The sequence below is a fragment of the Massilia sp. TS11 genome (assembly GCF_022012445.1).
Taxonomy (GTDB): domain Bacteria; phylum Pseudomonadota; class Gammaproteobacteria; order Burkholderiales; family Burkholderiaceae_D; genus Telluria.
This window is the reverse complement of sequence record NZ_JAKLTS010000012.1, coordinates 91,571-104,084: the sequence shown is the minus strand read 5'-3', so window position 1 is coordinate 104,084 and position 12,514 is coordinate 91,571. Positions and strand designations below refer to the sequence as shown.

The window sequence follows — 12,514 nt, the reverse complement described above, 5'->3', positions numbered from 1 at the left end:
AAGTGCGCGTGCGGCGATTTGTCGCCAAGCGCGCGCTTGTTGCTGCTAAAAAACATCATCGCCCGGTCGGCATGAAAAACATTCACGCGGCCGAGGGCGTTCACGATTTGCGGAAACGGCGCTTTCCAGAGTAGAGTGCCGGGTTTTGTGGCGGTGCAACAAAGCCGCCCTTGGCCGCAGCCAAGGCCACAAACTATGCAACAGCTTGGATAGAGTGGGCAAATATGAATTATTTTGCCAATTCATTCGAAAAAGCTATAAATAAAAATGATCGTCTTTCTGACCACGTGGCAAAACAATCAAGTTAGGATGTTTGCTCACTGTGTTCAGTTTTGAGAAGGGAAAGCCCATGAAGAAGACCCCGCTCCACCACCGAACCCTGCTGGCGCTCGCCGTCGGCGCCGCGTTTCCCCTGCACGGGGCCTGGGCTGAAGAAGCCAAGGCCGCCGAGGACAAGGCCCAGGCCGGCCAGCTCGAAACCGTGATCGTGACGGCCCAGCGCCGCTCGGAGAACATCAAGGACGTGCCGATGGCGATTTCGACGATGAAGGGCGAGAAGCTCGACGCCGTCACCGCCGCCGGCCAGGACATCCGCTTCATGGCGGGTCGCACGCCTTCGCTGAACGTGGAATCGGACTTCGGCCGCACCTTCCCGCGCTTTTATATCCGCGGCCTGGGCAACACCGACTTCGACCTCAATGCCTCGCAGCCGGTCGGCCTGGTGTACGACGACGTGGTGCAGGAGTCGCCGATCCTGAAAGGCTTCCCGGTGTTCGACGTCGACCAGGTCGAGGTGCTGCGCGGTCCCCAGGGCACCCTGTTCGGCCGCAACAGCCCGGCCGGCGTGATCAAGTTCGACTCGACCAAGCCGACCAGCAAGCTGGAAGGCTATGGCAACTTTGGCTTCGGCAAGGACAGCACGATCAATGCCGAAGCCGCGCTCAACCTCCCGCTCGACAAGAACTGGGCGATGCGCGTCTCGGTGCTCGACCAGCACCGCGGCGACCGCGTGCACAATCCGAACCCGAATTCGCCCGTGCACGATCTGGAAGGCTATAACGACAAGGCCGCCCGCATCCAGTTCCAGTACAAGGACGACAAGCTGACGGCCAACCTGAACCTGCACGGCCGCGACTACAAGGGCAATGCGACCCTGTTCCGCGCCAACATCATCAAGAAGGGCACGAACGAGCTGGTCGACGGCTTCCGCTACGACTACTACCCGACCGACGGCGGCAACGTCCAGACCCTGCAATCGCACGGCGCCGTGCTGCGCCTGAAGTACAGCCTGGACGACCTGACCCTGCACTCGATTACCGGCTACGACAAGGCCAAGTACTACAGCTGGGGCGACGTCGATGGCGGCTTCGGCGCCGTGTACGCCCCGCCGATGGGCCCCGACTACGGCAGCCAGAAGGCCGTCATCCCGTTCGACTCGCAGACCGCGGACGGTCTGCCGGACCTGAAGCAGATCACCCAGGAATTCCGCGTCGAATCGAACTACGCCGGCCCGCTGCAGTGGATCGGTGGTCTCTACTACTTCAAGGAAGACATCCAGGTCGACTCGTTCAACTTCTGGACCTTCTCGGGCAATAAACAGCATGGCTATGCCGTGCAGCACCAGCACGCCAAGTCCTGGGCCGCGTTTGCCTCGCTCAACTACCAGGTCAGCCCCGAGCTGAAAGTACGCGCCGGCATCCGCTACACGGACGACAAGAAGGACTTCGACGCCATCCGCACCCAGAACCCGTTTGACGATCTGAAAGGCGTCGGCCCCCTGACTACCCACCCGCGTGCCAACAACACCAGCTGGGACCTGGCCGCCACCTACACGCTGGACAAGGACACCAATCTGTTCACGCGTCTGGCCACCGGCTACCGCGCACCCTCGATCCAGGGCCGCATCCTGTTCGGCGACACCATCTCGGTGGCCAATTCCGAGCACGCGACCTCGTTCGAAGCCGGCGTCAAGCAGGACCTGTTCAACCGCCGCGCCCGCCTGACGGCCGCCTTCTTCCACTATGAAGTCAAGGACCTGCAGCTGACCGCCGGTTCCGGCTCGGTCAACCAGAACCGTCTGGTCAACGCGGCCAAGGCCATCGGCCAGGGCGTGGAACTGGACGCCCAGGCGATTCTGTCGGATGAACTGCGCGCCACCATCGGCGCGTCCTACAACGACACCGAGATCCGCGACCCGAATCTGTTCGTCTCGCCCTGCGGCGCGCCGTGCACGGTCACCAACCCGACCCGCACGGTCGGCGGCGGCACGGTCGCTCTGATCAACGGCAACCCGCTGCCGCGCGCGCCGAAGTGGACCACCAACTTCACGCTGCGCTGGTCGCGCAATGTCGGCGAGGGCGAGCTGTACGCCTACACCGACTGGAGCTACCGTTCGGACTACAACATGTTCCTGTACGAAGCCAAGGAGTACAAGGCCAAGTCCCTGCTCGAGGGCGGCCTGCGTGTCGGCTACAAGTGGGCTGATGGCAAGTATGAACTGGCTGCCTATGGCCGCAACATCACCAACAAGGTGCAGGTGGTCGCCGCCATCGACTTCAATAACCTGACCGGCATCGTCAACGAGCCGCGCACCTACGGCCTGCAGTTCAAAGCGAACTTCTAAGCCGTCCGCGCGTCGCGCCAACCCGCCCGCCTGCTGGCCGGCGGGTTTTTTTTTCGCGCGCTAGGAAGCGGGCAGGGCGTCGAGGTGGGCCAGCAGGGCGCCGACCTCGCCCTCGAGCGCACTCAACTGCAGCGACAGGGTGGTCAGCCAGCCGTCCGTGACGTCGCGCTCGATGCCGGCCGCAATCGCCACGGCCGGTTCCGCCCCGAAGCTGCCGAGCAGGCCGCGCAGCGCATGCACTTCGTCGCGCAGGCGGCGCAGCTCATTGGCCTGCAGAGCGGCGCGCAGACCGGCCAGGCGGGCGCGCGCGCTGGCGCGAAAGTCCGGCAGCAGCAGGGCCAGCACTTCCTGGTCGACCCGGGTCAGCGCGGCCGCGTAGTCGAACTGACTGCCCTTGCGCAGCGGCGGCGCACTGGCCAGCGGGCGCGCGGCGGGCAGCGGCGCCGCTGTCGGCGCCGGGGTCGGGGCCGGTGCGGCCGGCGCCTGGCTGCGCTGCCAGGCCGCCGCCGGCGCATTGCGGCGCAGCGTAGCCTCGAATTCCGGGGTCTTGAAGGGCTTGGACAGATAGTCGTCCATGCCGGCCGCCAGGCACTTCTCGCGGTCGCCATCGAGGGCGTTGGCGGTCATCGCGATGATGATGCTGCGCGGCGCGCCCTCGCGTTCGCGCGCGCGGATGCGGGCGGTCGCTTCGACCCCGCCCATCACCGGCATCTGCAGGTCCATCAGAATCAGATCGAAGGCCTCGCGCGCATGCACGGCCAGGGCTTCGGCGCCGTTATTGGCGATCACCAGCTGGTGGCCCCAGCGCGTCAGCAGGGCCTGGGCCAGGCGCTGGTTCAGGCTGTTGTCCTCGACCAGCAGGATGCGCAGCGGCGGGCAGCGCAGGTGGGCCTGGGCGTCCGGCACGGCGCTCGGGTCGCGCACCGGCGCGCTGGCGCCGGCGCCGATCGCGCGCACCACGGCGGCCTGCAGGTCGCGCGGGCTGGCCGGCTTGAGCAGGGTCTCGCGGATGGCCGGCGGCGCGTCGGCCGGGGTCGGCATGCCGATCGAGGAGAACAGGATGATCGGCAGGCGGCTGCCGGCGCGCGCCAGGATGCGCGCCGTCTCCAGGCCGTCCAGGCCGGGCATGGCGTAATCGAGCACGCAGCAGACGGCGTCGGCCCCGGGCCGCGCGCAATAGTCGATCGCCGCTTCGCCCGACGCGCAGCTGACCGTGGCCGCGCCCCAGCGCGCGAAGCAGGCCGCCAGAATCGTCAGATTGGTGGCATTGTCGTCGACCAGCAGCACGGTTTTGCCGGCCAGCAGGCTGCTGGCCGCGCTTGAGGTCAGCGCGGGCGCGGCCGGGTCGCAGGCCAGCGGCAGCAGCACGCGGAAGCAGCTGCCGCGCCCGACCTGGCTGCTGACATCGATGCTGCCGCCCATCAGATCGACCAGGCGCCGTGTGATCGACAGTCCCAGGCCGCTGCCGCCGAAACGGCGCGTGGTCGAACCGTCCTCCTGCTCGAAGGCCTCGAAGATCTTCTCCAGTTTGTCGGCCGGGATGCCGATGCCCGTGTCCTCGACGCGGATCTCGAGTTCGCAGCCGTCGCTGCTCTGGGCGTGGACGCGCAGGCGCAGCACGACTTCGCCGCGCTCGGTGAACTTGATCGCATTGCCGACCAGGTTATTCAGGATCTGGCGCAGGCGCACCGGGTCGCCGATCACGCCGCCCGTCAGTTCGGGGTCGGCGTCGAGCACCAGCTCGACCCCTTTTTCCTGGGCCCGCACGGCCAGCGCGCGCAGCGCCTCGGTGACCAGGCTGGCCAGGTCGAAGGCGACATGCTCGATGCTCATCTTGCCGGCCTCGATCTTGGAGAAGTCGAGAATGTCATTGATGATCTGCAGCAGCGCGTGCGAGGACGCGCGCACCACTTCCAGATGGTTGCGCTGGCCCGCTTCGAGTTCGCTGTCGAGCACCAGCTCGGTCATGCCGATGATGCCGTTCATCGGCGTGCGGATCTCGTGGCTCATATTCGCCAGGAACTCGCTTTTCGAGCGGCTCGAGGACTCGGCCGCTTCCTTCGCCTGCAGCAGCGCGCGCTCGGCTTCCTTGCGCGAAGAGATGTCGAGGATGGTGCCGATCAGGCCATAGATGCTGCCGTCGGCGCGCTGCAGCGCCGACTTGCTGTACAGGGTATCGACGCGCCGGCCCTGGACTTCGATCTGCGCTTCGTAGCTCTGTTTGCCGCCGGCCGTCAGCAGGGCCGTGTCGCGCGGCTGCTGCTCGGCCGCGGCCTCGGCCCCGATCAGCTCGTGCGCGGTCTTGCCCAGATAGGCCTCGGCGTCGACCCCGAAGAATTCGCCGAAGGCCTTGTTCAGGCGCAGATAGCGCCCCGCCAGGTCCTTCACGTACAGCGGCAGCGGAATCGCTTCGATCAGGGCGGCCACGAAATCGAGGTTGGCGCGCAGCTCCTCCTTGGCCTGGCGCGCGGCCGTGATGTCGTTGAGCGAGCCGGCCAGGCCGATCACCTGCCCGGCCGCATCGCATTCGACCATCGCGTTGGCGTCGATCCACAGCAGGCCGCCGTCCTTAGTGCAGTAGCGCACGTCGTCGCGCACATTGCCGGTGCCGCGGCTGATCAAGCCGCTGAGCACGGTGCGCGCCCGCGCCCGGTCGTCCGGCCAGATGAACTCATTCGCGTAGCGGCCCAGGGTCTCGGCCACCGTGTAGCCGGTGATGCGCTCCCAGGCCGGATTCAGGAAGGTCCAGCGCCCCTCGCAGTCGGTGCGGTAGACCACTTCGTTGAGGTTGTCGACCACGCCGCGGTATTCGCGCTCGCTGGCGGCGATCTGTTCGGCCATGCGGTGGCGCTCGGTCACATCGGTGCGGATCGCGATGTACTGGTAGGGCTTGCCCGCCTCGTCGAGGAAGGGCACGATCGTCGCCGCCACCCAGTAGTGGCGGCCGTCGCGCGTCAGATTGCGGATTTCGCCGTTCCACACCTTGCCCGACGAGATCGTGGCCCACATGTCGGCGAAGAAGGCCGGCGGGTGCAGGTTCGAGTTGATCAGGCGGTGGTTCTGGCCGATCAGCTCCTCGCGCGGGTAGCCGCTGATCTCCACGAATTTGTCGTTGACGTAGATGATCTTGCCGGAGGTGTCCGTGATCGACACGATCGCGTGCTGGTCCATGGCGAAACGCTGGTTGGCCAGCTCGATGCGGCGCGCCTCCTGCTGGCGCACCAGGTCGTGCAGCAAGGTCGACAGGCCTTCGAGATCGTCCTCGGCCGGCAGGGCCAGCGCCGAATCGCCATGCGCGAGCAGGGCCGCCACCGCCTGGCGCAGCGCAGCCAGAACGCGGTTGCGGCTGTCCAGGTCCTCGCGCATGTGGCGGTTGGCCGCCAGCAGTTCGCGCGAACTCAGTTCCAGGCTGCGCGTGCGCAGCGACAGGTCGCGGTCGTACTGTTCATAGGTGCTGTCGATGCGCTGCGCCAGATCGGGCAGGCCGAGCAGAAAGCGGCGCAGCTCGGGCGCCAGGTCAGGGTGGCCGGCGGCCAGTTCGGCGCAGGCCAGCAGCGAGGCCAGCTCGGCCGCGTTCTCGACGCCGCAGGCGCGCTTGAGCTGGCGGGCGAGCGTGCGGTGCATGTTCAGGCCTCGCCCAGCCAGCTGATCGTCATGGTCTGATTGTGCAGGCGGCAGTCGCCGCCGGCCCCGCCGATCTCGCCATTCGAATAAAAACCGGTGACCGTGGTGCGCGGCCCCAGTGCCGCCGCCACCGCCTCGACTTCTTCATCGACGCGGTCGCCCATGACCAGCTTGCGGCCGATGCAGCTGACCAGCACGGCCAGGCGCACACCGTCCGGGGCCGGCTCGGCCGCCGCCTGGGTGGCCGCCGTTTCGGCGCCGTCGATCAGCTTCTCGGTACTCGAGTGCATCAGGCGCAGATAGCCGGCCGGGTCGATCTCACCGGCCAGGGTCAGCGAGCCGGCTTCCTCGTCGATGCCGAGAATCGTGCGGAAGGTGCCCATCGGCGCCTCGTCCGGCCCCAGCATCTCGAACGGGAACAACAGGCCCGAGCCGGGCAGGTCGCGCGCATATTCGCCCAGATAGCGCTTGTAGATGTCGAGCGCGCGCTGGCCATCGAGCTCGTACAGCACGTTGGCGCTGCAGCGCGTGACCTTGCGCGCCGGGCCGAACGGCTCCCAGCCGCCATAGGTGCCGTAGCCGAGCCGCAGCGCCGCCCCGTACAGGCCGACCGCCACCAGATGGCGGTCGCTGGCCCCGTCCGGACCCAGGGTCCAGGTGCGCGTGAAGGCGCCGCCGTCGGCCGCCAGGCCGCCGGCGATGCGCACCCCGGGCGCCAGCTCGGCCTGCAGGCCGGCCACCAGTGCGCTGCCATTGATCGCCACCCCGGTGCCGAACACCAGCACCGCGCGCAGTTCCTGCGGCGCCAGCGCCGCCGCCAGCCGCCGTCCGGCCGCGTAGGAGTCGTCCATGCCGGCGATGGCCGTGCTGGCCGTGGCCACGCGGCTGTGCGCGAAACGCAGACCGGTCAGCACGCAGCTGCCGTCGTACACGCGCTCGTCGGCGATTTCGCCGGCAGTCGAGCAGCCGGCCAGGCGCGCGCGCGGCAGGGCCGCCGCCAGCTCGGCCGCAAACGCGGGCTGGGCAAACCAGGGCAGGGCGCCGAACACCAGCACCAGATCGGGGTCGAAGGCGCCCAGCTCGGCCAGGGCGGGCGCGCTGTCGCGGCCGGCCAGCAGCTGGATCTGGCGAATCTCCATCGGGGTCTCCTTGCTTGTTAGCGGTCGGCGTTCAGTCCTGGTAGCGCGCGCGGATCGCCAGTACCGCGTCCCAGTCGCTGAGGAAGGCATCGCAGCAGGCCGGGCAGAACTGGCTGCCGCGCCGCGCCACGATATGGGCGCGCGCCTCGTCCAGCCCCCAGGCGCGCTTGTAGGGCCGCACCGAGGTCAGCGCGTCGAACACATCGGCCACGGCGACGATGCGCGCCGCCAGCGGAATCGCCTCGCCGCGCAGGCCGTACGGATAGCCGCTGCCGTCGAAATGCTCGTGGTGGCTGGCGGCGATTTCGGCCGCCATCTGCAGCAGCGGCGCGTCGCTGCCGGCCAGGATGTCGGCCCCGGCCGCCGCGTGCTGGCGCATCACGTCCAGCTCGTCGGGGTCGAGCCGGCCCGGCTTGAGCAGCACCTGGTCGGGCGTGGCCAGCTTGCCGATGTCGTGCATCGGCGCGGCCTCCATCAGCATGTCCTGGAAGCTCGCCGGCAGGCCCATGCGCGCCGCGATCAGGCCCGCATACGCGGCCATGCGCTGGATGTGCGAGCCGGTCTCCGGATCGCGCCATTCGGCCGCGCGCGCCAGGCGCAGCACCAGCTCGCGTTCGCGCGCCCGGATCTGGGCCGTGGCCTGTTCGACCTCATGCTGCAGCAGGCGCGCGCGGTCGGCCAGCAGGTTCTGGGCGCGGCGCAGATCGAGCAGATTGCGCACGCGGCTGCGGAACTCGCTGGCGTCGAGCGGCTTGGTCAGAAAATCGGTGGCGCCGGCGGCCAGGGCCGCGCTGCGCACGCTGCGTTCGGTATCGGTGGTGACCATCACCACCGGCACGCTGGCGCAGGCCGGCAGTGCGCGCAGCAGGCGCACGAAACTGATCCCGTCCAGATTCGGCATGTGGTAGTCGACGATCACCAGGTCCGGCGTGTGCGTCTCGCACCAGTACAGGGCCGCGACCGGGTCGGTATGGCTGACGCAAGGCTCGGGCGCGGTGTTCTCCATCAGCGCCGCATACACCTTGAGGTTCAGATCAGTATCGTCGACAAGCAGGATAGTCATGCGGCCATGTTACCACCCGTAATGCCAAAATAGACAGAACTATTTCTGGAAGGAAAATGATTGTGTTGGAAATTTGATCGACGCGCAAAAAGAGGCGCCAAAGAAAAATCGGGGTCAGACCCCATTTATCCATTCGGAAAAATGGGGTCTGACCCCGATTTGTTTGGGGGGCAAGGGTGCTGGTGTGGGGGCAAAAAAAACGCCCGCGCGGCGGGCGTCGGTGTGGCGGCGCGGGCGCTCAGTGGGCGGCCACCGCCACCAGGATGCCGTGCTGGTCGTAGTCGCACACGAGGGCCTGCTCGGCGCGCGCGGCGCCCAGCTTGTCGGCCGTCACGCGCGTCTTGGCGGCGTCCTTGTGGATGCAGGCTTCGGCCTTGGCGGCGCCGTCGCGGCGCGCCTGGCGCCAGTAATGGACCGTCGCCCAGGTCAGCAGCGCGCCGCACAGCGCCAGGCCGATCGGCAGCTCGGAATTGGCGAAATCGGCCAGGTCAGCGGCGGCATCGTCGCCCATCCATTGCTTGCCGGCCGAATCGAGGCCGATCAGCCAGCCCAGGCCGGTGGCGATCGGACGCCACAGATAGATCCAGATGCCCCAGCCAAAGCAGTTCAGGGCATACATCATCGCTTTCAGTTCACGCTCTTGCAGAAAACCTTTTTCGAAAATCAGGCTGTCGTCGCCCTGGGTGGTCACGCGGATGTGCTTCGGAAGATTCATGGTCAAGGTGTCAGTGGGAAGGAATTAACGCAGGCCGCGGTCGGGGCTGATCCACAGCCCGCGCTCGCCTTTCTTGCGCAGCAGGGCCTTGGGAAAGGCCACCGCCGAGGTCAACAAACCGAGTACCCAATACGCCATCGGGTACCAGATCATGTAGAAGTAATTGCGCCACAGCCGGTAGTCGTAGCGCGAATCGAGCAGCATCGCCACGGCCGTCTGCAGCATGGCCGTGGTGGCGATCAAGACCCCGGTCCAGGCCGGAATCATGCTGTGCATGGCCACGCTCAGCGAGTCGGCCAGCACCAGCTTGGCGGCCCAGATCAGGGCCACGCCAATCGTCAGATAGGCCCACAGCATCGAGAGGCCGTATTCGAGGTGGATCGGCCACAGCATGCGCTGGTCCCAGCGCGTCCAGATCCACTTGTATTTGAGGATGGCCTGGGCCCCGCCCGTGGCCCAGCGCAGGCGCTGCTTCCACAGGCCGGTCAGGGTTTCGGGCATCAGGATCCAGCAGGTCGCGGCCGGCTCGAAACTGACGTCCCAGTGGCGCACCTGCAGCTTCCAGGTGATGTCGATGTCTTCGGTCAGGGTCTCGCTCGACCAGAAGCCGACGTCGGTCAGCGCCGCCTTACGGAACATCACGCACACGCCGGACACGGAAAACAGGCGCCCGTAGATGCGCTGGGCACGCTTGATCAGGCCGACGATCGAGGAAAACTCGCCGACCTGGATCCGTCCCAGCAGCGTCGAGCGCGTACGCAGGCGCGGATTGCCGGTCACGGCGCCCAGGTGCGGATTGGCGAGGAACTGGCGCACCATCCAGCGCGCCGCCATGTGGTCGAGCAGGGCGTCGCCGTCGATCCCGAGCACATACTCGGCATCGGTCAGCAGGGCTGCCGCCGTCAGGCCGACCGCCTTGCCCTGATTGGTGCGCTGGTGGATCACGCGCAGGCGCGGATGGGCCGCGGCCAGCTCGTCGAGGATGGCGCCGGTGCGGTCCTTGGACCCGTCGTTGACGGCGATGACTTCGAAATTCGGGTAGTCGTGGTCGAGCAGGTTCATCACCGTCTCGTAGGCGTGCGCTTCCTCGTTATAACAGGGCACCACCAGGGCCACCTTGGGGAACTGGCTCAGTTCGGGCGGATGGGCCGGATCGGAACCGCGCCGCTCGAAGCGCACCCAGTAATAGAGGCTGCCTGCGATCCAGATCCAGCTCATGAACAGCGGATACAGGAAGCAGAAGTCGGATACCAGATCCAGGACAGCGTCCATCATGGTTGCAGCACCTTGCGCGAAATCTGCTGGCGCAGCACGCCGATGTCGGGGTGGTTGCTGAACGGGTCGTCCGGGTAATAACCGTAGTTCTGCACGCCTTTCGCGCGCAGCATCTTCATCCAGTCGACCAGCTCATCGAGCGGCACCGGCTTGTCGGTTTCCCAGTTCTTGGCTTGCAATTCGAAGACCACTTTCTTGTCGGCGCCGGGCACGGCTTTCACGATGTCCACCATGTGCTCCAGCCACTGGCGCGGCTGCGCTGCCTTCTCCATGTAGGGCATGGCCATCACGGCCACCCAGTCGAAGCGGTTGACGGCGTCGGCCAGGGACTGGGCAAACCATTCCTCGGCGCGCGGCTTCATGATGGGCTCGGCGTAATAGTTCCTTGCCGTTTGTAACGGTTTGCGGTAGGCCTCGGTTGACGCCTTCAGATCATTCGCGAACCAGGACAGGTGCGCCGTCTTGGCTTTCATCCATTCCCACTTGTACTCGGGCTTGGCGTGAATCTCCTCGATCGAGCCGGGCAGCTTCATCACATTCTTGTAAAAGTCCAGGCCGTAGGGGCTGGCGTCCTCGAAGTCGGACAGCGAGGCGTCGTCGTGGAAGATCAGGCCATCAAACGGCGCATACTTGCCGAGGTCTTCATAAATTTCTTTCACGTACTTGCGCACCTCGGCCGAGAAGGGCGTCAGGCGCTTGTACGGAATCATGCTCTTGCCATTGAAGGAAACCACCTTGTGCTGGCTGATCGGGTCGCTCTCGGGCGGCACGAAGGCCATCAGCGGCAGCCAGGCGAACACGCGCGCCTTGGTGCGCGTGGAAATCTGCCAGCTGACGCGCGAGAACAGGTCGGCCTTGACCGGCAGATGGCGGTTCGGGAAGTACAGGCGCTTGGCCTCGCCCGAGGCGTCGTCGTCGGCAAAGGCCTGGAGGAAGACGAAGGACACTTCCGAAGTCTTGATGCGCTCGAGCATGGCGCCCAGATTGCGTTCCATCTGGGCCGGGTCCTTGTCGTAGATGTAGTCGAGGTCGACATGCATGACGCGCATCGGATGCGGCTTGCGCTCATTGATCATGAAGTTCAGCTCGGCCGGGGTCGGATTGTCGACCAGGAAGAAGCGGTGGATGTCCTGCAGGCCGGCGCCCAGATCATTGCCGCCGTCGTCCAGGCCCATCATCACTTCCAGACCGAGGCGGCGCGCGATCTGCTGGGCGGTGCCGTTGTAGCGGCCATAGGGCCAGACCATGACGCGCGCGCGCTTGCCCGTGAGGCGCGCGATCAGGCGGTTGTTTTTGTCGAGGTCGCCTTCGATGCGGGCCACGTAGTCGTGGTCGTTCTCGTAGCGGGCGGCGACCGGATCGTAGATGCGCGTGATGGCGGCCGGCATCTCATTGCCCTGCGGATTACCGAGCACGCCCTTGTGCAGGTCGTAGCTGTGCGAGCCGATTTCGATCAGGCCGCTGTCGGCCAGTTCGCGCAGCTGGGCCGGGGTCAGGATATTGTCGCGCCCGGCCGGCGTGTCGAGCCAGTTGCCGATCACGGCCAGGGTGGCCGGATAGCCGTAGAACTTCAGCAGCGGGAATACCACCTCGTAGAAGCTCTTGTAGCCGTCGTCGAAGGTCAGCATGATGGCCTTCTCGGGCAGGCTGGCCTTGCCGGCGCGCGCGTCCAGCAGCTGCTGGACCGAGATCACATGGTAGCCGTTCTCGCGCAGCCACTTGAAGTGGGCCGCGAGCTGGGCCGCATCCACATCCTCCGGGCGCGCGTTGGGCGCGCGCGAGGCGACGACGTCGTGATAGCTCAGCACCTGATAGGTCGGCGCGGCATTAGCCTTGGCGCAAACCAATAGCAGGGCGAGCAGCATTGCAATAAATCTGCTCATTGAAAAAGTGTTCCTTGTTAGGCCCAGACCAGGCGGATTACTGGGGTGGCGGGGAAACCCCTTGCCGACGCAGCGCGCTGCGCGAGTTGAGTCTGGAAAAGAACATCTGACGCAGCGCGTTATCGCGGCGCTGGCTCACGAGGTGTGGCAGAAGGGGATCCAGAAAACTGCAAAAAATCATCAACTTAAACC

7 protein-coding genes are annotated in these 12,514 nt (G+C 66.3%); 1 reads left to right on the top strand and 6 read right to left on the bottom strand.

The window, feature by feature from the left end; all coding sequences use genetic code 11:
* The first annotated feature begins 349 nt into the window (after window positions 1–349).
* Window positions 350–2,623, top strand: coding sequence for a TonB-dependent receptor (locus LZ005_RS17220; RefSeq protein WP_237809732.1), 2,274 nt, complete (start codon window positions 350–352; stop codon window positions 2,621–2,623).
* A 60-nt stretch (window positions 2,624–2,683) separates the two neighbouring features.
* Here the strand turns inward: LZ005_RS17220 and LZ005_RS17215 are convergent, their stop codons facing one another.
* From LZ005_RS17215 to pgaB, 6 genes are all read right to left on the bottom strand, one after another.
* On the bottom strand, window positions 2,684–6,247 hold the full coding sequence (locus LZ005_RS17215) for a PAS domain S-box protein (RefSeq protein ID WP_237809731.1): 3,564 nt from the start codon (window positions 6,245–6,247) through the stop codon (window positions 2,684–2,686).
* 2 nt (window positions 6,248–6,249) lie between these two features.
* Window positions 6,250–7,386, bottom strand: coding sequence for an FIST signal transduction protein (locus LZ005_RS17210; protein WP_237809730.1), 1,137 nt, complete (start codon window positions 7,384–7,386; stop codon window positions 6,250–6,252).
* Window positions 7,387–7,417: 31 nt separating this feature from the next.
* Window positions 7,418–8,449, bottom strand: coding sequence for an HD domain-containing phosphohydrolase (locus LZ005_RS17205; protein WP_237809729.1), 1,032 nt, complete (start codon window positions 8,447–8,449; stop codon window positions 7,418–7,420).
* A 238-nt stretch (window positions 8,450–8,687) separates the two neighbouring features.
* On the bottom strand, window positions 8,688–9,164 hold the full coding sequence (gene pgaD, locus LZ005_RS17200) for a poly-beta-1,6-N-acetyl-D-glucosamine biosynthesis protein PgaD (RefSeq protein WP_237809728.1): 477 nt from the start codon (window positions 9,162–9,164) through the stop codon (window positions 8,688–8,690).
* Window positions 9,165–9,188: 24 nt separating this feature from the next.
* A complete protein-coding gene (gene pgaC / locus LZ005_RS17195) occupies window positions 9,189–10,439 on the bottom strand; it encodes a poly-beta-1,6-N-acetyl-D-glucosamine synthase (protein ID WP_237809727.1) in 1,251 nt (416 codons plus the stop codon).
* Window positions 10,436–12,304 (bottom strand): poly-beta-1,6-N-acetyl-D-glucosamine N-deacetylase PgaB, encoded by a 1,869-nt coding sequence (pgaB, locus tag LZ005_RS17190; RefSeq protein WP_237809726.1) that lies wholly within the window; start codon window positions 12,302–12,304, stop codon window positions 10,436–10,438. Before pgaB ends, pgaC begins: the two co-directional genes overlap by 4 nt.
* Window positions 12,305–12,514: the final 210 nt, after the last annotated feature.

Excerpts from the sequence above, each read along its gene's own strand:
- LZ005_RS17215 (WP_237809731.1), bottom strand. The coding sequence starts at position 6,247 with ATGCACCGCACGCTCGCCCGCCAGCTCAAGCGCGCCTGCGGCGTCGAG.
- LZ005_RS17205 (WP_237809729.1), bottom strand. The coding sequence starts at position 8,449 with ATGACTATCCTGCTTGTCGACGATACTGATCTGAACCTCAAGGTGTAT.
- LZ005_RS17210 (WP_237809730.1), bottom strand. The coding sequence starts at position 7,386 with ATGGAGATTCGCCAGATCCAGCTGCTGGCCGGCCGCGACAGCGCGCCC.
- LZ005_RS17220 (WP_237809732.1), top strand. The coding sequence starts at position 350 with ATGAAGAAGACCCCGCTCCACCACCGAACCCTGCTGGCGCTCGCCGTC.
- pgaD (WP_237809728.1), bottom strand. The coding sequence starts at position 9,164 with ATGAATCTTCCGAAGCACATCCGCGTGACCACCCAGGGCGACGACAGC.
- pgaB (WP_237809726.1), bottom strand. The coding sequence starts at position 12,304 with ATGCTGCTCGCCCTGCTATTGGTTTGCGCCAAGGCTAATGCCGCGCCG.
- pgaC (WP_237809727.1), bottom strand. The coding sequence starts at position 10,439 with ATGATGGACGCTGTCCTGGATCTGGTATCCGACTTCTGCTTCCTGTAT.